The sequence below is a fragment of the Geodermatophilus maliterrae genome (assembly GCF_041018925.1).
In the GTDB taxonomy this organism is placed as follows: domain Bacteria; phylum Actinomycetota; class Actinomycetes; order Mycobacteriales; family Geodermatophilaceae; genus Geodermatophilus; species Geodermatophilus maliterrae.
The window spans coordinates 80,564-99,051 of the sequence record NZ_JBFNXQ010000006.1 but is presented as its reverse complement, the minus strand read 5'-3'; the positions used below and the strand labels follow the sequence as shown (position 1 = coordinate 99,051).

Annotated in this window: 18 protein-coding genes and 1 tRNA gene; 8 read left to right on the top strand and 11 right to left on the bottom strand. The window is 75.2% G+C overall.

Annotated features, from left to right (window positions below; all coding sequences use genetic code 11):
- Positions 1-60: 60 nt before the first annotated feature.
- Together ABQ292_RS03715 and ABQ292_RS03710 are read right to left on the bottom strand one after the other, a co-directional pair.
- The gene (locus ABQ292_RS03715) at positions 61-2,664 is read right to left on the bottom strand and encodes a bifunctional FO biosynthesis protein CofGH (RefSeq protein WP_369203344.1); all 2,604 of its coding nucleotides are present in this window, start codon (positions 2,662-2,664) and stop codon (positions 61-63) included.
- A gap of 91 nt (positions 2,665-2,755) precedes the next feature.
- Complete coding sequence (locus tag ABQ292_RS03710) at positions 2,756-3,259, bottom strand: flavin reductase family protein (protein WP_369203342.1); 504 nt, start codon at positions 3,257-3,259, stop codon at positions 2,756-2,758.
- 35 nt (positions 3,260-3,294) lie between these two features.
- On the opposite strand from ABQ292_RS03710, the gene ABQ292_RS03705 reads away from it, so the two are divergent.
- The 3 genes from ABQ292_RS03705 to ABQ292_RS03695 are packed head-to-tail and all read left to right on the top strand — an operon-like array spanning position 3,295 to position 6,512.
- On the top strand, positions 3,295-4,719 hold the full coding sequence (locus tag ABQ292_RS03705; RefSeq protein WP_369203340.1) for a dihydrolipoyl dehydrogenase family protein: 1,425 nt from the start codon (positions 3,295-3,297) through the stop codon (positions 4,717-4,719).
- Entirely contained in the window at positions 4,707-5,666 is a 960-nt protein-coding gene (locus ABQ292_RS03700; RefSeq protein ID WP_369203338.1) for an NAD(+)/NADH kinase, read from the top strand. Before ABQ292_RS03705 ends, ABQ292_RS03700 begins: the two co-directional genes overlap by 13 nt.
- Positions 5,667-5,711: 45 nt before the next feature.
- Positions 5,712-6,512: an SGNH/GDSL hydrolase family protein gene (locus ABQ292_RS03695; RefSeq protein WP_369203336.1), complete on the top strand. Its 801-nt coding sequence runs from the start codon at positions 5,712-5,714 to the stop codon at positions 6,510-6,512.
- Between the two features lie 63 nt (positions 6,513-6,575).
- Here ABQ292_RS03695 and ABQ292_RS03690 read toward each other — a convergent pair whose 3' ends face one another.
- Complete coding sequence (locus tag ABQ292_RS03690) at positions 6,576-8,570, bottom strand: putative bifunctional diguanylate cyclase/phosphodiesterase (RefSeq protein WP_369203334.1); 1,995 nt, start codon at positions 8,568-8,570, stop codon at positions 6,576-6,578.
- A gap of 132 nt (positions 8,571-8,702) precedes the next feature.
- Between ABQ292_RS03690 and ABQ292_RS03685 the strand changes: the two genes are divergently transcribed.
- Positions 8,703-9,749: an LLM class flavin-dependent oxidoreductase gene (locus tag ABQ292_RS03685; protein WP_369203332.1), complete on the top strand. Its 1,047-nt coding sequence runs from the start codon at positions 8,703-8,705 to the stop codon at positions 9,747-9,749.
- Between the two features lie 90 nt (positions 9,750-9,839).
- On the opposite strand, the gene ABQ292_RS03680 is transcribed toward ABQ292_RS03685, so the two are convergent.
- Positions 9,840-10,517 (bottom strand): DUF4333 domain-containing protein, encoded by a 678-nt coding sequence (locus ABQ292_RS03680; protein WP_369203330.1) that lies wholly within the window; start codon positions 10,515-10,517, stop codon positions 9,840-9,842.
- 217 nt (positions 10,518-10,734) lie between these two features.
- Here ABQ292_RS03680 and ABQ292_RS03675 point away from each other — a divergent pair, with 217 nt between their 5' ends.
- Positions 10,735-11,439, top strand: coding sequence for an NRDE family protein (locus tag ABQ292_RS03675; protein WP_369203328.1), 705 nt, complete (start codon positions 10,735-10,737; stop codon positions 11,437-11,439).
- 379 nt (positions 11,440-11,818) lie between these two features.
- Here ABQ292_RS03675 and ABQ292_RS03670 read toward each other — a convergent pair.
- Positions 11,819-11,891, bottom strand: a tRNA-Arg gene (locus tag ABQ292_RS03670).
- Positions 11,892-12,081: 190 nt separating this feature from the next.
- On the opposite strand from ABQ292_RS03670, the gene ABQ292_RS03665 reads away from it, so the two are divergent.
- On the top strand, positions 12,082-12,600 hold the full coding sequence (locus ABQ292_RS03665) for a single-stranded DNA-binding protein (RefSeq protein WP_369203326.1): 519 nt from the start codon (positions 12,082-12,084) through the stop codon (positions 12,598-12,600).
- 106 nt (positions 12,601-12,706) lie between these two features.
- Positions 12,707-14,377, top strand: coding sequence for an energy-dependent translational throttle protein EttA (gene ettA, locus ABQ292_RS03660; RefSeq protein ID WP_369203324.1), 1,671 nt, complete (start codon positions 12,707-12,709; stop codon positions 14,375-14,377).
- Positions 14,378-14,450: 73 nt separating this feature from the next.
- Here the strand turns inward: ettA and ABQ292_RS03655 are convergent, their stop codons facing one another.
- Positions 14,451-14,879 (bottom strand): protein-tyrosine phosphatase family protein, encoded by a 429-nt coding sequence (locus ABQ292_RS03655; RefSeq protein WP_369203322.1) that lies wholly within the window; start codon positions 14,877-14,879, stop codon positions 14,451-14,453.
- Positions 14,880-14,949: 70 nt separating this feature from the next.
- On the opposite strand from ABQ292_RS03655, the gene ABQ292_RS03650 reads away from it, so the two are divergent.
- A complete protein-coding gene (locus ABQ292_RS03650; protein WP_369203320.1) occupies positions 14,950-15,372 on the top strand; it encodes an acyl-CoA thioesterase in 423 nt (140 codons plus the stop codon).
- Positions 15,373-15,393: 21 nt separating this feature from the next.
- On the opposite strand, the gene ABQ292_RS03645 is transcribed toward ABQ292_RS03650, so the two are convergent.
- The 5 genes from ABQ292_RS03645 to ABQ292_RS03625 all read right to left on the bottom strand — a co-directional run bounded on the left by ABQ292_RS03645 (position 15,394) and on the right by ABQ292_RS03625 (position 18,488).
- Entirely contained in the window at positions 15,394-15,813 is a 420-nt protein-coding gene (locus ABQ292_RS03645) for a YccF domain-containing protein (protein WP_369203318.1), read from the bottom strand.
- A 191-nt stretch (positions 15,814-16,004) separates the two neighbouring features.
- Entirely contained in the window at positions 16,005-16,535 is a 531-nt protein-coding gene (locus ABQ292_RS03640; RefSeq protein ID WP_369203316.1) for an MOSC domain-containing protein, read from the bottom strand.
- Positions 16,532-17,191, bottom strand: a complete 660-nt coding sequence (locus ABQ292_RS03635) for an energy-coupling factor transporter transmembrane component T family protein (RefSeq protein ID WP_369203314.1) — start codon at positions 17,189-17,191, stop codon at positions 16,532-16,534. Before ABQ292_RS03635 ends, ABQ292_RS03640 begins: the two co-directional genes overlap by 4 nt.
- On the bottom strand, positions 17,188-17,928 hold the full coding sequence (locus ABQ292_RS03630; protein WP_369203312.1) for an energy-coupling factor ABC transporter ATP-binding protein: 741 nt from the start codon (positions 17,926-17,928) through the stop codon (positions 17,188-17,190). Before ABQ292_RS03630 ends, ABQ292_RS03635 begins: the two co-directional genes overlap by 4 nt.
- Complete coding sequence (locus ABQ292_RS03625) at positions 17,925-18,488, bottom strand: biotin transporter BioY (RefSeq protein ID WP_369203310.1); 564 nt, start codon at positions 18,486-18,488, stop codon at positions 17,925-17,927. The genes ABQ292_RS03630 and ABQ292_RS03625 overlap by 4 nt, the downstream gene beginning before the upstream one ends.

The following is an 18,488-nucleotide window of genomic DNA, read 5'->3' as shown; positions in this document are numbered from 1 at the left end:
CCACTCGCCTGCTCGCGGCGGATCCCTGCAGGAGGGCCGTCGGCGCTGTCGGCCTCCGCTTCAGGCAGGGGCGATCGAGAGGGTGAGCCGGCGGCGGCCCTCGTCGGAGCGGGCGGTGGCCATCCGCTCCGCGGACGGCGTGCCGTACTCGGTGGTGCGCTGGCGCGCTGGCCGGCCGATCGACGCGGCGATCGCCTCGAGCTCGGCGATGGTCTTCAGCGAGCCGTTCTCGCTGCCGGCCATCCGGCTGATCGTCTCCTCCATCAGCGTGCCGCCGAGGTCGTTCGCACCGCCCTGCAGCACCGCCCGCGTGCCGGCCTCGCCGAGCTTCACCCAGGAGGTCTGGACGTTGCGGATCCGCCCGTGCAGCAGCAGCCGGGCGACGGCGTGCACGGCCCGGTTCTCCCGCACCGTCGGGCCCGGACGGGCGACGCCGGCGAGGTAGATCGGCGCGTTGTGGTGCACGAACGGCAGCAGCACGAACTCGCTGAACCCGCCGGTCTCCTCCTGCAGGCGGCTGAGGGTGCGCAGGTGCGCCACCCAGTGCGCGGGGGTGTCGACGTGGCCGTACATCATGGTCGACGTCGTCGGCAGGCCCACCCGGTGCGCCGTCCGCACGATCTCCAGCCAGGTCGCCGCGGGCAGCTTGCCCTTCGTCAGCACCCAGCGGACGTCGTCGTCGAGGATCTCCGCCGCCGTCCCCGGCACGCTGTCGAGCCCGGCCTCCTTCGCCGCGGTGAGGAAGTCGGCGAACGACAGCCCGGTGCGGGCCGCGGCGTTGACGATCTCCATGGGGCTGAAGGCGTGCAGGTGGATGCCGGGCTGCCGGCGTTTCACCTCGCCGATCAGGTCGAGGTAGGCGCTGCCGGGCAGGTCGGGGTGGATGCCGCCCTGCATGCAGATCTCGGTGGCGCCGGCGGCCCACGCCTGGTCCACCCGGTCGCCGACCTCGGTGAGCGAGAGCGTGTAGGCGTCGGCGTCGGTGCGCCGCTGGGCGAAGGCGCAGAACCGGCAGCCGGTGTAGCAGACGTTGGTGAAGTTGATGTTCCGGTTGACGACGTAGGTGACGTCGTCGCCGTTGACGTCGCGGCGGACGGAGTCCGCGAGCGCCGCCAGGGCTTCCAGGTCGGGGCCGTCGGCGCCGAGCAGCGCCAGGTACTGCGCGTCCGACAGCCCGGCCGGGTCGCGCTCGGCGGCCCGCAGCGCGGCGTGCACCTCGGGGTCGCCGGCGGCCAGCGCGGTGGTGTGCCCGTCGCGCGCCGCCGTCGTCCGGTCGCGCAGCTCGGCCCAGTCGCCGTAGACGGCGTCGAAGTCGCTGCGCCGGTCGGCGGTCCGCCCGACGGTGTCCACCTCGACGTGCAGGTCGGTCCGGCCGGTCGACACCCAGGCCTCGTCCGGCTCCTGCCACGGCCGCCCGGCCGGGATCCGGCCCTCGACCGCCAGCCCGTCCGGGCCGGCCAGCGCGGTGACGTGCGGGCGCACCCGCGGGTCGAGCCACGGCTCGGGGGACAGCACGTAGGGCGGCTGGGCGGCCAGCCGCTCGCGCAGGGTGAACCCGCCCTCGGCGGTGAGCGCGGCCAGCTCGTCGACGTGCGGCCAGGGCCGCTCGGGGTTGACGTGGTCGGGCGTGAGCGGGGAGACCCCGCCCCAGTCGTCGACGCCGGCGCGCAGCAGCAGGCCCAGCTCGGTGGAGTCGCTGAGGTTCGGCGGCGCCTGCACCCGCGCCCTGGGCCCCAGCAGCAGCCGGGTGACGGCGACGGCGGCGACGTACTCCTGCAGTGCCAGGTCGTCGTGCGCGGCCATCGCGGTGCGCGGCTTGGCGCGGAAGTTCTGGACGATGACCTCCTGCACGTGCCCGTGCCGGGAGTGCGCGGCGCGGATCTGCAGGACGGCGTCGACCCGCTCGGCCGGCGTCTCGCCGATGCCCAGCAGCACGCCGGTGGTGAACGGGACGGCGGAGCGGCCGGCGTCCTCGAGCACCCGCAGCCGCACCCGCGGCTCCTTGTCCGGCGACCCGAAGTGCGGGCCGCCGGGCTGCGACCACAGCCGGGTCGCCGTCGTCTCCAGCATCATCCCCATCGAGGCCGACACCGGCTTGAGCCGCTGCACCTCCTCCCACGTCAGCACGCCGGGGTTGAGGTGCGGGAGCAGCCCGGTCTCCTCCAGCACCCGGATGGCCATGGCGCGCAAGTAGGCCAGCGTGGAGTCGAAGCCGTGCGCCGCCAGCCACTCGGCCGCGACCGGCCAGCGGTCCTCGGGCCGGTCGCCGAGGGTGAACAGCGCCTCCTTGCAGCCCAGCGCCGCACCGGCGCGGGCGACGTCGAGCACCTCGTCGGGGGAGAGGAACGGCGCCCTGCCCTCCTTGCGGAGCTGCCCGGGCGTGGTGACGAACGTGCAGTAGTGGCAGCGGTCGCGGCACAGGTGGGTGAGCGGGATGAACACCTTGCGGCTGTAGGTGACGATCCCCGGCCGCCCGGCCGACGCCAGCCCGGCGTCGCGGACCCGCGAGGCGGCGGTCAGCAGCCGGTCCAGCGGCTCACCGTCGCCCAGCCCGCGGGCCGACAGCAGGGTCTCGGCCTCGCCGGCGTCGAGGGTCACCCCCCGCTCGGCACGGGCGAGGGCGCGCCGGAGCGCGGACGGCACGGGGGTGGGTGGCTGGCTCATCGCCCCTGACGCTAGTTGAAGGACCCCCTGCTCCCCACCACTCGCAGGCTCGCGGCGGGACCCTGCAGGGGCCGGAGGTGTTCTCTGCGCGCTACTGGCGGCCGGGGGCGTCGACGTAGCGGCCGCGGAGGCGGAGGAGGGGCGCGGCGTCGGCGCGCAGCACCGGCACGTCCTCGACGAGCAGCAGTGCGAGCACGTGGTCCCCGGCCGGGACGAGCCGGTCGAGCCGGCAGTCCAGCGCGACGACGCCGCCGTCGAGCACGATCGCCCCGCTGCGGTCGGCCCGCGACCACGGCACCGACTCCAGCAGGTGCCGCGCCCCGGGCCGCCCCGCCGAGGAGAACCGGCTGGCGAGGATAGCCTGCCCGGCCGCCAGCACGGTGAGCGCGCAGCTGCCCACCGCCTCGAGCACCTCGGCCGGGTAGCCCTCGGCGGTCAGGCCGACCGCCACCAGCGGCGGGTCGGCCGACACGCTCATCACCGAGGTGACCGTGGTCCCGACGTCGTCGGTGTCGTCGCGGACGGTCATCAGCGCGACCCCGGCGGCGTACTGGCGCAGCGCGGCGGCGTAGGCGGCGGCGTCGACGGGGGGCATGGCGGCCAGTCGACCACACGACGAGGATCGGCCAGGTGAGCAGCACAGAGGAGAAGACCTACGACGTCGTCGTGCTGGGAGCCGGCTCGACCGGGGAGAACGTCGCCGACGTCGTCGTCCGCGGCGGGCTGAGCGCGGTGCTCGTGGAGGAGCACCTCGTCGGCGGCGAGTGCTCGTACTACGCCTGCATGCCGAGCAAGGCGCTGCTGCGCGGCACCGAGGCCATCGCGGAGGCGAGGGCGGTGAAGGGGGCGGCCGCCGCCGTGACGGGGGAGCAGGACGTCGCCGCCACCCTCGAGCGCCGCGACGCCATCACCCACGGCTGGGACGACGCCGGCCAGGTGAGCTGGGTCGAGGGTGCCGGCATCGACCTGGTGCGCGGCAGCGCGCGACTCGACGGCGAGCGCACCGTCGTCGTCACCCGCCCCGACGGCGGGACGGCGCGGCTGACCGCCCGGCACGCCGTGGCCGTCTGCACCGGCTCGGAGGCCGCCGTCCCGCCGGTCGAGGGGCTGCCCGACGTGCAGCCGTGGACGCCGCGCGAGGCGACCAGCGCCAAGGAGGCGCCCCGCCGGCTGCTCGTGGTCGGCGGCGGCTACGTCGGCTGCGAGATGTCCTTCGCGTGGCACGCCCTGGGCTCGCAGGTGACCCTGCTGCAGCGCGGCGAGCGGCTGCTGACCGGTGCCGAGCCGCAGGCGGGCGAGGCCGTGCTGGCCTCGCTGCGCGACCGCGGCGTCGACGTCCGGCTCGGCGCCGACGTGCGGGCCGCCCGCCGGGAGGACGACGAGGTGGTCCTCACCACCGCGGAGGGTGAGCTGCGCGGCGACGAGGTGCTGGTCGCGGTCGGCCGGCGGGCGCGGACCACCGACGTCGGCGTCGACACCGTCGGCCTCGAGCCCGGCCGCTACCTCGACGTCGACGACACCCTCCAGGTGCGCGGCCTGCCCTGGATGTACGGCGTCGGCGACGTCAACGGCCGCCGGCTGCTCACCCACATGGGCAAGTACCAGGCCCGCCAGGCCGGCGCGGCGATCGTGGCCCGCGCCCGCGGGGAGGAGGTCGCCGTCGAGGACTGGTCGCCGCACACCGCCACCGCCGACCGCGCCGCCACCCCGGCCGTGGTCTTCACCGACCCGCAGGTGGCCAGCGTGGGCCTGACCAGCGCGCAGGCCCGCGAGTCGGGCCGTCCGCACCGCGTCGTCGAGTACCCCATCGGCTCGGTGGCCGGTGCGACGATCTTCGCCGACGGCTACGAGGGGACGGCGATCGCCGTCGTCGACACCGAGCGCGAGGTGCTGCTCGGCCTCACCTTCGTCGGGCCCGCGGTGGCCGAGCTGCTGCAGGCGGCCACGATCGCCGTCGTCGGGGAGGTGCCGATCGCCCGGCTCTGGCACGCCGTCCCGGCCTACCCGACGGTCAGCGAGATCTGGCTGCGGCTGCTCGAGGCGTGGCGCGGCTGAGCGGGACGGACCGCGGCGGGCCCGGCGTGGCGCGCATCGGGCTGGTCCTGCACCCGACGCGGGACTGCACCGCGGCGGTCGGGCAGGTCACCGCGTGGACCGGGGACGCCGGCGTCGAGCTCGTGGCGAGCCGGGCCGACGTCGCCCGGCTGGGGCTCAGCGGCGTCACCGCCGTCACCGAGGAGGAGCTGGCCGGGTCCTGCGACGGGCTGATCGCGCTCGGCGGCGACGGCACCATCCTCGGCGCCATGAGGCTGGTCGGCGCCCGGCCGGTGCCGGTCCTCGGCGTCAACCTCGGCCACCTGGGCTTCCTCGCCGAGGTCGAGGGGCGCGAGCTCGGGGAGGCGCTGGCCACCATGGCCGGGGGCCGCTCCACCACCGAGTCGCGCGGTTGCCTGGTGGTCGGGCACCCGGACGGGGAGGAGCTGGCCTTCAACGACGCCGTCCTCGCGCGCGTGCCGGGCGAGGGCATGGTCACCGCCGAGCTCTCCGTCGGCGGCCAGCGCTACGGGCACCTCCGCTGCGACGCGGTCATCCTCGCCACGGCGATGGGCTCGACGGCCTACAACTACGCCGCGGGCGGGCCGGTGGTCAGCCCGGAGGTCCACGGCATCCTCGTCACGCCGGCGGCACCGATGCAGGGCATCTCCCGGACCGTGCTGCTCGGCGGCGGGGAGACGCTGCAGCTGGCGATCAGCGCGGGGAGCCCCGCGGTGGAGCTCGACGGCGTGCTGGGCGGCCGGCTGCACCCCGGCGACGAGCTGACCGTCTCCTACCGGCCCGACGCCGGCCGGCTCGTGCGACTCGAGGGGTCCCGCTCGGCCGCGCGCAGCCGGGCCAAGCTCTCGCTGCTGGACCTGCCGTTCCTGCCCGGCGAGCTGGTGGAGTTCCTGCCCCCCGACGTGCGGGAGGAGCTGCGCGAGGAGCCCGACGAGCGCACGTCCTGAGTGCCCGGCGCGGAGGCCGCCGTCCGGGCGTGCTGGAGTGGTCGCGTGCCCGTCCCGTCCCGCACCTCCTGGCGCCGCTACGTCGCCCTCGGCGACTCCTTCACCGAGGGGCTGGCCGACCCCGACCCGGAGCGTCCCGGCGGGTACCGCGGCTGGGCCGACCGGCTGGCCGGGCACCTGGCGGCGGCGCGGCCGGACGTCGACGTCGAGTACGCCAACCTCGCCATCCGGGGGCGGCTGCTGCCGCAGGTGCTCGCCGAGCAGGTGCCGGTGGCGCGGGCCGCGCGGCCGGAGCTGGTCAGCCTGGTGGCCGGCGGCAACGACCTGCTGCGCCCCGGCGCCGACCCCGACCGGCTGGCCGCGGCGCTGGAGGAGGCGGTGGCCGGCTTCCGGGCCGACGGCGCCGACGTCCTGCTGGCCACCGGCGTCGACCCGCGGCAGACGCCGGTCATCCGGCGCACCCGCGGCCGGGTCGCGGTCTTCAACGCCTCGCTGTGGTCGGTCGCCGCCCGGCACGGCGCCGTCGTCCTCGACCAGTGGGGTGCCGGCTGGCTGCAGGACTGGCGCATGTGGGACGGCGACCGCATCCACCTCACCGCCGAGGGGCACCGGCGCACCGCACTGGCCGCGGCCGAGGCGCTCGGCGTGCCGGTCGCCGACGGCGGCGACTGGCGCACCCCGCTGCCGCCGGCCCCGCCCCGGGCGCTGCGGGCGGCGCTGGCCGAGGAGGCGGCGTGGGTGCGCGGCTTCGTCGCCCCGTGGATCGCCCGCCGGTTGCGCGGGCGCTCCTCCGGCGACGGCCGGGAGCCGAAGCGCCCGGTGCCGCTGACGCTGGCGCGGGGCTGACGCGGCCCTCCTGCAGGGGCCCACTGCGAGCGTGCGAGCTGTGGGGGGGCAGGAGGGTCTCCTTCAGATCCGGGGGCCGTCCTCGTCGTCGGCGGGCACGTCGTCCTCGACGACCACGAGGAACGGGTGCGGGAGCGGGGGCTTCACGGCGTCGTCCAGCAGGAAGACGTCGAGCCCGTCGGCGCCGGCCGGCGGGGGGACCGGGGGCAGCTCGGCGGCGACCGCCTCGAGCTCGCCGGTGACCGCCTCGAGGACCGCGGCGGCCTCCTCGGCCGCCTGCTCGACGAGCACCTCGGCCATGAGCGCCTCGGCGCGGCTGGGCAGCGGCGCGGGCCGGCCGAACGCGTAGCCCTGCGCCATGGCGCAGCCGTGCCGGCGCAGCCACTCGGCCTGGTCGAGGTCCTCGATGCCCTCGGCGATGACCTGCAGGCCCATGCCCCGGCCCAGCTGCAGCAGGCCCTGCACCAGCGCCGCGGTGGAGGGCCGGGTGACGACGTCGGCGACGAACGAGCGGTCGATCTTGACGGTGTGGATGGGCAGCCGGTGCAGCGCGGTGATCGCCGAGTAGCCGGTGCCGAAGTCGTCCAGCGCCAGCGTCACGCCGCGCGCGGTCACCTCCGACACCGCCTTGAGCGTCGCCTCCTCCGCGAACAGCGCCGTCGACTCGGTGATCTCCAGCTCCAGCCGGTCGGGCGCCAGCCCGGACTCGGCCAGCGCGGCGTCGACCAGGTCGCTGAAGCCGGGCTCGGCGAGGTGCCGGGCGGAGACGTTGACGTGCACCCGCAGCCCGGCCGGCCAGCCGGCGGCGTCCACGCAGGCGCGGCGGAGCACCCAGGCGCCCAGCCGGGAGGTCAGCCGGTTGTTCTCGGCGGCGTCGAGGAAGGCGCCCGGCGGCAGCAGGCCGCGGGTCGGGTGCTGCCAGCGGATGAGCGCCTCGTAACCCAGCAGCGTCTCGTCGGAGAGGTCGACGATCGGCTGGTAGAACAGCCGCAGCTCGTCGCCGTCCAGCGCGCGGCGCAGGTCGGCCTCCAGCTGCAGCAGGTCGACCTCGTCGTCGGTGAGCACCCCGTCGTGCACCTCGATGCGCGCCCGGCTGCCGTCGCTCTTGGCGCGGGTCAGCGCGCTGTGCGCCTGGCGCAGCAGGTCGTCGGGAGCGACGTCGGAGCCCAGGGTCAGGCCCACGCTGGCCGAGAGCACGATCTCCCGGCCGCCCACCTGGAACGGGTCGTCGAGCACCGAGAGCAGCCGGTCGGCCAGTGCGCGGAGGCCGTCGAGGTCCTCGACGTCCTCGGCGAGGATGAGGAACTCGTCGGCGCCCAGCCGGACGGCGGTGTCCTCCACACGGGTGCTCCAGCGCAGCCGGTCGGCGACCTGGCTGAGCAGCTGGTCGCCGGCCTCGGTGCCGAGGGTGTCGTTGACCGCCTGGAACCGGTCGAGGTCGAGGTGCACCAGGCCGACCTGCAGCCCGCGCCGGCGGGAGAGGGCCAGCGCGTGGTGCAGCCGGTCGGTGAGCGCGCGGCGGTTGGGCAGTCCGGTGAGGGCGTCGGTGAAGGCCCGGCGGACCAGGTCCTCCTCCGCCCGCCGCCGGTCGGTGACGTCGACCAGCGACAGGACGACGAACTGCGGCTCGCCGCTGCTGCGGTGGACGACGTCGTGCGACTGCTGCACCCACAGCTCGCTGCCGTCGGCGCGGCGCAGCCGGCGCTCGCCGTCCTGGCGCAGCCACGGGTCCAGGCGCAGCTCCCCGGTGAGCGGCTCGTCGCCGTCGGGGAGCGGAGCCTCGTCGGGGTGGGCGAGCAGGTCGACGTGCCGGCCGACCATGTCGTCGATCCCGCGGCCGGCCATCGCGCACAGCGCGTCGTTGACCACGAGCAGGTGGCCGTCGAGGTCGACGAGCGCCTGGGGGACCGGCGAGGAGAGGAACAGGGCGCGGAACATCTGGCCCCGGTCGGCCAGCAGCGTGTCGATGGCCCGCAGTCTCGTCCCCGTTCGCGCACTGCCGGGCTGCCCGGGCTGGTCGTCCCGGGGCCGCGGCACGTGGGGAGCGCTGAGAGTCACCCGGACAGGGTGGCCGACCGGACGCCCGGAGCGACGGAACCCGTACACGGAGAGTCGTGGTCGACCGGTCACGGGTGGTGACGAACCCGTCCCACCGGGAACACCCGCCCCGATGGGCGCGCTGGTCGGGCCATGACCACCGGCACGGAGAAGCGCATCGGGTTCCTGTCCTTCGGTCACTGGCAGCCGATCCCCGGCTCGCAGGTGCGCACCGCCCGCGACGCGCTGGTGCAGAGCGTCGAGCTCGCCGTCGCCGCCGAGGAGCTCGGCCTGGACGGGGCCTTCGTCCGCGTGCACCACTTCGCCCGCCAGCTGGCCTCGCCGTTCCCGCTGCTGGCCGCCATGGCCGCGCGGACCTCCCGGATCGAGCTGGGCACCGGCGTCGTCGACATGCGCTACGAGAACCCGCTGTACATGGCCGAGGAGGCCGCGGCGACCGACCTGCTCGCCGACGGGCGCCTGCAGCTGGGGGTCAGCCGCGGCTCACCGGAGACGGCGCTGCGCGGCTCGGAGGCCTTCGGCTACGTGCCGCCGGAAGGGTCCTCGGACGCCGACCTGGCCCGGGAGAAGACGGCGCTGTTCCTGGCCGCGGTCCGCGGGGCGACCGTCGTCGACGCCGACCCCGGGATGACCGGTGGCGCCCGCGGCCGGCTGGCCGTGCAGCCGCAGTCGCCGGGGCTGGCCGACCGGATCTGGTGGGGCTCGGGCACCCGCGCCACCGCCGTCTGGACCGCCGAGCAGGGGCTGAACCTGATGAGCTCGACGCTGCTGGTCGAGGACACCGGCGTGCCCTTCGACGAGCTGCAGGCCGAGCAGATCGCCCGCTACCGCGCCGCCTGGGCCGACGCCGGCTGGGAGCGCGAGCCGCGCGTGTCGGTGAGCCGCAGCGTCGTCCCGGTCGTGTCCGACCTCGACCGCGGCTACTTCGGCAGCGAGCGGTCCTCGACCGACCAGGTCGGTCTGCTGGAGGGGGTGCGCGCCCGCTTCGGCAAGAGCTACGTCGGCGAGCCCGACCGGCTGGCCGAGGAGCTGGCCAAGGACGCCGCCGTCCGCGAGGCCGACACCCTGCTGCTCACGGTGCCCAACATGCTCGGCGTCGAGTACAACGCCGCGCTGCTGGAGAACGTCGCCCGCCACGTGGCCCCGGCGATCGGCTGGGTGCCCGCCGGACAGCGCTGAGCGCCGGGCCCCCGCGAGGGAGCCCGGCGCCGGCCTCCCTGCAGGGTCCCGCCGCGAGCGTGCGAGTGGTGGGGGCAGGGAGGTCCTTCTTCAGGAGGCGTCGAAGGTGACGTTGCCCTCGGCGTCGAGGAGGGCGGTCACGGTGCCGGTGTCACTGGGGTCGTCGACCAGGCTGGCCTCGCAGGTCAGCTCGAGGCCGTCGGCGGCGACGAGGACGGTGCGGTCACCGGCGTCGCAGGTGGAGACCACCGACAGGCCGGCCTCGGTGGCGAACTGCTCGGTCAGCGCCGTCTCGACGTCGGCCACCGGCACGAAGACCTGGTCGCCGTCGATGCGGACGTTGCCCTCGTCGTCGGTCTGCTCGACGGTGTAGGTGACCTCCTGGCCCTCGACCTGTGCGGTGCAGGTGGTGACGGTGCCGGCGGCGAGCTCGACGTCGTCCGGGCAGCTCACGTCGGTGACGGTGACGCCGGTCTGCTCCTCGGTGATCGAGACGATCTGCCGCTCGGCCTCGGCCGTGTCCAGCTGCTGGCTGCCGAAGAGGAAGAGGGCGCCGACGCCCAGACCGGCCAGGACGACGATCGCGCCGATCACGCCGAGGACCCTGGGGAGGGCGCTCCTGCTCGGCGGGGCCGGCGGCCGGTCGTAGCCGAAGCCGCTCGGTGCGCCGAAGCCGTTCGGGACGCCGTGGCCGGGGGCCGGCTGGGCGTACGGGTTCTGCGCGTGGGGCGGCTGGCCGGGCTGGCGGGGGTCGTGGACCTGCGTCATGGCGGGCTCCTCGGTCGATCCCGGGGCCGTCCCCGGGTGCTCGGGGAGCACCGTGCCGCCGCCGACTTGCAGCGCCCTGGCAGCCCACTTGCAGCGCACCGGACGACGACCCGCCCGCGCTCGGCAGGCACGGCCTGGAGCCCGCGGGAGTGGCCTGGAGCCCGCGGGAGGTGCCCGGGCCGGCCGGACCGCCAGTGGCTGGGGTCAGGCTGCGATCATGGGTCGGGTGTGCACCGTCGTCGTGCGCTGGTCTCGTGGACAGCCGCCCCATATCCTGGCTCTGCGTGACGAGTTGACCACGCGCGACTTCGATGACCCCGGCTGGTGGTGGCCGGAGCTCCCGGACGTCGTCGGGGGGCGGGACCGCAGCGCAGGCGGCACGTGGTGCGCCACCCGGATCGCGACCGGGGCGACGGCGCTGGTGGTCAACCGGCCGCACAAGCAGCTCGCCGATCCCGGCGCGCCGAGTCGGGGAGTCCTCCCGTTGCTCGCGGTCGAACACGGCACGGGCTGGCTCGACCACGTCGAACTCGGCGGCATGGCCAGCTTCGCCCTCCTCCTCGCGACGCCGCACCAGGTCACCACGTGGGACTTCGACGGCCAGGGGCTCGTGACGACGGAGCACCCGGAGGGAACTCACATGCTGACCTCCGGCGGGCCGGAGGACCGCAAGGCGGACGGTCACCTCAGGGCCTTCGAGGAGGCCGGCTTCCCGCACGGCTGGCGCCGGCTCGTCGGGATCCGACCTCCCCAGGACGACCCGGCCGCTCTGGTGGTCCGCCACGAGCGGGACGGTCAGGTGTTCGCGACCGTCTTCGGTGAACTCATCGAGGCCAGGCCGGGTGGGCTCCGCCTGGAGTACAGCCGCCGGCCGTGGACGAGGGAACCGTGGCCCGTCCTGGCGACGGGCGGGACCGGCTGAGGCCTGCTGACGACCGGACTCACGGCCTCGTGTCCCCGCCGGGCGGCGGCCGCGGTCGGCTTCCCCTCCAGAACGACGTGGGACTCCTGCGCGGGGACTCGCACCGGACCTCCTACGCGCCTCTGGCACCCACTCCTCCTCGATGGGCCTCCACGCGCGACGAGGGAGGTCTGACGACTCCGGTGCCAGGACCTGACACAGGGGCAGGGTGGTCGCATCCGAAGACGGTGCCGCGGTGTCGCAGCTGCCGCCTCCGGATCCCGATCCGCCGTCGCTCTCGGGCCCGCAGCCGGGTCGCCGAGGGCACCGGGTTGACGGAGCTGCCGCCGCCCCCGGGGCCGAAGACCCCTCGTGCGGGCATCCCGCAGCTCGAGGTGCGCGCGCCCGGCAGGGATCGAACCTGCGACCAAGTGCTTAGAAGGCACCTGCTCTATCCGCTGAGCTACGGGCGCTCGGCCGCCGATGATGACATCTCCCGGCGCGGCCGTGCGGCACGCACCTGCTGACGACGTCCCGGCACCCCGCCGTCCACAGGCGGCGGCTCCTCCACAGCCTCGTCGCAGCGCCGCCCGCACGCTCCCGGCGGAGCGAGGGTCGACCCGGGCCGGCACGGTGCCGGCACCCACCGACCCGAGGAGCACCGTGAGCGCCACCGAGATCACCGTCATCGGCAACATCGTCACCGCACCCAGCCGCGTCCGCACGCAGAACGGCAGCGTCACCAACTTCCGCCTGGCCTCCACCGAGCGCCGCTACGACAGCGCCACGCAGGGGTTCGTCGACGGCGCCACGTTCTTCGTCGACGTCGAGTGCTGGGGCGAGCTGAGCGGCAACGTGTCGCACAGCGTCAGCAAGGGCGACCCGGTCATCGTCCGCGGGGTGATGCGCACCCACGAGTGGGAGTCCGAGCACGGCCGCCGCACCCGGCCGGTGGTCAAGGCCGAGGCCGTGGGCCTCAACCTGAACCGGGGCACCGCGGAGTTCCGGAAGACCCAGCGCCCCTCCGTGGCCGCGCCCGCGGAGCAGGAGCCGCCGGCCGCCCACGAGCCCCCCGGGGACCGGGACTACGCGGCGGGGGAGCGGGCGTTGTACGAGCTGGATCACGACCAGTCCGGCGTCGACGCCCCGCTCGACGCCCAGCCGGAGCCGGCCCTGCACTAGCCGACGGCGAACTGGGAGGATCGACGACCGAGAACGCACGGGGGCCGGGCCGGCACGACGGCCGGCCCGCCCCTCCTCGCGCACCGACGGAAGGCTCGAACGCCCAGTGGCTCAGTACATCTACTCCATGGTCCGTGCCCGCAAGGCGCACGGCGACAAGGTGATCCTCGACGACGTCACCCTGTCCTTCCTCCCCGGCGCCAAGATCGGTGTCGTCGGGCCCAACGGCGCCGGCAAGTCGACCGTCCTCCAGATCATGGCCGGCATGCAGCAGCCCTCCAACGGCGACGTGATGCTGGCGCCGGACGCCACGGTCGGCATCCTGCTCCAGGAGCCGCCGCTCAACGAGGAGCTCGACGTGCGCGGCAACGTCGAGGAGGCCGTCAAGCCGCTCCGCGACGCGCTGACCCGCTTCGAGGAGGTCAGCGCGGCGATGGGCGAGCCCGACGCCGACTTCGACGCGCTGCTGACCGAGCAGGGCGAGCTCATGGAGGTCATCGAGCAGCACGACGGCTGGGAGCTCGACGCGCGCATCGAGCAGGCCATGGACGCGCTGCGCTGCCCGCCCGGCGACGCCGACGTCACCGTCCTCTCCGGCGGTGAGCGCCGCCGGGTCGCGCTGTGCAGGCTGCTGCTCGAGGCGCCGGACCTGCTGCTGCTCGACGAGCCCACCAACCACCTCGACGCCGAGAGCGTGGCGTGGCTGGAGCAGCACCTGGAGAAGTACGCCGGCACCGTCGTCGCCGTCACCCACGACCGGTACTTCCTCGACAACGTCGCCCAGTGGATCCTCGAGCTCGACCGTGGCCGGGCCTACCCCTACGAGGGCAACTACTCCACCTACCTGGAGACCAAGGCCGCCCGGCTCAAGGTCGAGGGTGCCAAGGACGCCAAGCGGCAGAAGCGGCTCAAGGACGAGCTCGAGTGGGTCCGCTCCGGCGCGAAGGCCCGCCAGGCCAAGAGCAAGGCCCGCCTGGCGCGCTACGAGGAGATGGCCGCCGAGGCCGACAAGTTCCGGAAGCTGGACTTCGAGGAGATCCAGATCCCGCCGGGCCCGCGCCTGGGCAGCGTCGTGGTCGAGAGCGCCGACCTCACCAAGGGCTTCGGCGACCGGCTGCTGATCGACGACCTGTCCTTCACGCTGCCGCGCAACGGCATCGTCGGCGTCGTCGGCCCCAACGGCGCCGGCAAGACCACGCTGTTCAAGATGCTGGTCGGCGAGGAGAAGCCCGACGACGGCGAGATCAAGGTCGGCGAGACGGTCAAGATCGCCTACGTCGAGCAGAGCCGCAGCGGGATCGACCCGAAGAAGACCCTGTGGGAGGTCGTCTCCGACGGCCTCGACCACATCAAGGTCGGCAACGTCGAGATGCCCTCGCGGGCCTACGTGGCCGCGTTCGGCTTCAAGGGCCCCGACCAGCAGAAGCCGGCCGGCGTGCTCTCCGGTGGTGAGCGCAACCGGCTGAACCTGGCGCTGACCCTCAAGCAGGGCGGCAACCTGCTGCTGCTCGACGAGCCGACCAACGACCTCGACGTCGAGACCCTCACCAGCCTCGAGGGCGCGCTGCTCGACTTCCCCGGCTGCGCCGTCGTGGTCAGCCACGACCGGTGGTTCCTCGACCGCGTGGCCACCCACATCCTCGCCTACGAAGGCGAGTCCACGTGGTTCTGGTTCGAGGGCAACTTCGCCGACTACGAGAAGAACAAGGTCGAGCGGCTCGGCCCGGAGGCGGCGCGCCCGCACCGCGCCACCTACCGCAAGCTCAGCCGCGACTGAAGCCGGTCCCCGTCCTCACGACGGGGCCGCTGACGGCCGGCCGGAGCACCCGCTCCGGCCGGCCGTCGGCGGCTCAGGTCTCGAACGACGAGACGAAGCGCGCCTGCCGCCGCGTCTCGACCGCGCGGGAGCGGTAGGTGCGGCGGACGTGGGCGACCGCGTCGGTGGCCGGTACCCCGTCCAGCACGGCCAGGCACGCCAGGGCCGTCCCGGTCCGGCCGGTGCCGCCCCCGCACGCCAGCTCGACCCGCTCGGTGGCCGACCGCCGCCACGCCTCGGCCAGCGCGGCCCGGAGGTCGTCGGGCGCGCTGGGCAGCCGGAAGTCCGGCCAGCGCACCCAGCGGCTCTCCCAGCCCAGCGCCGGCGGGGGATGGCCCAGCAGGTACACCCCGAACGCGGGGAGCGGCCCGTCGGGCAGCGGCGCGCGCAGGCCGCGGCCCCGCACCCGGCGTCCGGAGGGCAGCACGAGGACGCCCGGTGCGCCGGCGTCCCAGGGATCCACGACCGGCACGCTAGGGCCGCGACGTCCCGGCGGGGAGGTGCGTCGCCGCCCCCGTCGGAGGTGCGGCAGGGTGGAGGCCGTGCGGTACACGGTGCAGGTCCCGATGCGCTGGTCGGACATGGACGCCTACGGCCACGTCAACAACGTCGTCCACCTGCAGTACTTCGAGATGGCCCGCGTCGCGCTGTTCTTCGAGCGGGCGTCGCTGGAGGAGCGGACCGGCCTGCGCCGCGGCACGGTCGTCGCCGCACACGACATCCAGTACAAGCTGCCGGTCGTCTACTCGGCGCGCCCGCTCGACGTGCAGATCTGGGTGTCGGGCGTGCGGGCGGCCGCTTTCACCTGCCACTACGAGGTGTTCGACCACGAGCGGCTCGCCGTCACCGGCAGCACGTTGCTCGTGCCCTTCGACTTCACGATCGACCGCCCCCGCCGGCTGACGCCCGACGAGCGGGAGTTCCTCGGCCGCTGGGCCGACGAGCCCGCCGCCTGAGCGGCCGTCACCCGAGCCGGCTCAGTGGGCCGGCGCCCCGTGCACGACGCCGTGGCCGGCGTGCAGCCAGTCGCGCGGCGGTGCCGTCTCGACCACCCGCTTGCCCAGCGGGAACAGCCCGACGGCGGCGAGCTTGAACGACGCGATCCCGAACGGGATGCCGATGATCGTCACGCAGAAGGCGATGCCGGACAGCACGTGGATCAGCGCCAGCCACCAGCCGGCCACCAGGAACCAGACCAGGTTGCCCACGGCCGAGGCGATCCCGGCACCGGGCGCGCGCACCGTGGTCCGCCCGAACGGCCACACCACGAAGCCGGCCAGGCGGAACGCCGCGATGCCGAAGGGGATGGTCACGATCAGCGCGCAGGCGATCAGCCCGGCGACGGCGTAGGCCAGCGCGAGCACCCAGCCCTGCAGCACCAGCCACACCAGGTTCATCAGCGTCCGGAGTGTGTCCACACCTGTTCGACGGGCCGGGCCGCCGCGGGGTTCCGCCGCACCTCGTGCTCTGCCCCGCCCCGCGGACCAGAGCACGACGGCGCGGAGCACGACGGCGCGGAGCACGACGGCGCGGAGCACGACGGCGCAGAGCACGACGGCGCAGAGCACGACGGCGCGGAGCAGCCGGGTCAGACGAGCCGTGGCACCGGCCGGTCGGCCCCCGTCGGCGCCCCGCGGCGGGCGGCCTCCTCCTCGGACACGGGCCGGACGACGGCGCCCTCGGTGATCTCCGCTCCCTCGAACACCGCCGCGTTGACCCCGCCGCGGTGCACCATCGCCTTCACCAGCCGGGCGCCGGTCAGCCGCTCGAGGTGGGTGCACGGCGGGCAGCGCTTGGCCCCGAACAGCAGCGCGTCGCCGACGGCGAACCACCGGCCCACCAGCGAGGGCAGGTCGATCCCGGTGGTCACCAGGTTGCGGCGGGTGTCCCCGGGCGCCAGCGGCACACCCACCTCCGCGGCCACCGCGGCGACGTCGGCGGCGTCGATGAGCGTCAGCTGCTTCTCCGAGTCGGGGTACTGCGCCCACGTCCCGCCGCCCAGGGCGTAGCGGTCGCCGTCCAGACCCCGCCCGGCCAGCAGCCGCGCCGTCGGCACCCGCCGCATCGGCGCGGCCGCCGCCGGGGAGAGCCAGATCTCGAGCAGGGAGCCAGCGGTCACGGGACCTCCGGGGTGGGCGTGCGCCGGCGGCGCGCGGGAGGGACGTCGTCGGCGCCGCGGGCGTCGAGCGCCTCGCTGACGTCGTGGGCCATCTGCAGGACCTGCACGAGCAGCGGGGCGACCGTCGTCCGCAGCGCGCGGATCCCGCGGGGCGAGCCGCCGCGGGCCGCCTGCGCGGCGCGGATCCGGTCGGCGCGCTCGACCAGCACCGGGATGAACCGCAGCGCCAGGGTGATCACCAGGCCCACCCGCTGCGGCCGCACGCCGACCAGGCGCAGCGGGGCGCAGACGCGCTCGACCACCGCCACCATCGCGCTCACCCGCGTCGTCGCCGTCACCACGGCCGCGGCCAGCACCAGCGTCAGCAGCCGCAGGGCCACGTGCGCGCCGGTGAGGAGGTCCGTGGTCAGCGCGTGGACGACGAGCAGCGCCAGCAGCCACCACACCACCGCCCGCGCCTGCCGGGCGAGGACGGCGACCGGCAGCCGGGCGACGCCGAGCCCCACGGCCACCGTCGCCAGCAGCGCGGCGCCGACCGCCGGCAGCGTCGGCAGGACGAACAGCACGACGGCCAGGACGGCGAGGCCGAGCAGCTTCACGCCCGCCGGCAGCCGGTGGACGACGCTGGCCCGCGGGACGTAGAGGGCGAGGGTCACCGGCCGGCCATCAGTGCGCGGTAGGCGGCCACGGCGGGGCCGGGGGGAGCGTCCTCGACGACGCGGCCGCCGTCCACGACCAGGACGCGGTCGAAGCCGTCGAGCAGGTCGAGCTGGTGGGTGACGACGACCACGTGCTGCGCCAGCCCGTCGACCAGCTCGGCGACCCGGCGGGCGTTGACCAGGTCGAGCAGCGTCGTCGGCTCGTCGAAGACGATCCGGGCCGGCCGCATCACCAGCACGCCGGCGATGGCCAGCAGCTGCTTCTGCCCGCCCGACAGCAGGTGCGCCGGGTGGTCGGCGTGCCCGGCCAGGCCGTAGCGCTCCAGCACCTCGGCGACCCGGGCCGCGCGCTCCTCGGGCGGCACGCCCTGGTTCTCCAGCCCGTAGGCGACGTCCTCGGCCACCGTGGGGTGCACGATCTGCGCGTCGGGGTCCTGGAAGACGAAGCCGACCCGGCGCCGCACGGCGCGCCCCTGTGTCCGGGTGTCCAGCCCGTCGACCAGCACCTGTCCCTCGGTGGGGACCACCAGGCCGTTGAGCAGCCGCGCGAAGGTGCTCTTGCCCGACCCGTTGGCCCCGATGACGCCGACGCGCGCCTCGGTCAGCGTCAGGTCGACGCCGTCGAGCACCACCCGGTCGCCGTACCGGTGCCCGACCCCGCGCAGCTCGACGCCGCGGGCCGGGTCGGCGACGTCGGAGGCGGCGGGCGCCGCACCGGGGCGGCGGAACCTCACCGGGTCGTGGCGGTCCGCCGGGGACGGTCGATGACCGGGTAGCTGCGCCGCACGACGTCGGCGACGGCCGCGGCGACGAAGGCCTTGAACAGGTCACCGGGGACGAACACGGCGGCGCCGGTCCACAGCGCGGTGTCCCACGGCAGACCCGTGACGGCCTTGAGCACCGGGACGCCGATCGCGTAGATCACGACGATGCCGCCGAGGACGTTGAACAGCGTGCCGCGCAGGACGGTGTAGCGGTCCCAGGAGCGCTCGGTCAGCCAGCCGATGACGAAGGCGGCCACCGGCCAGCTGAACAGGTAGCCCGCCGTCGGCCCGGCGAACGGTGCCAGGCCGCCGGCACCGCTGGCCAGCAGGGGCAGGCCGACCGCCACCAGGACCAGGAAGAGCAGCACGGCGAGGAAGCCGCGGCGGGCGCCCAGGATGCTGCCGGCCAGCATGACGCCGAGGGTCTGCGCGGTGATGGGCACCGGGCCGACGTTGACGGCCGGCAGCGTGCCCAGCACCGCGATGATCGCGGCGAACAGGGCGACGTAGGCGAGGTCCCTGGTCTTCAC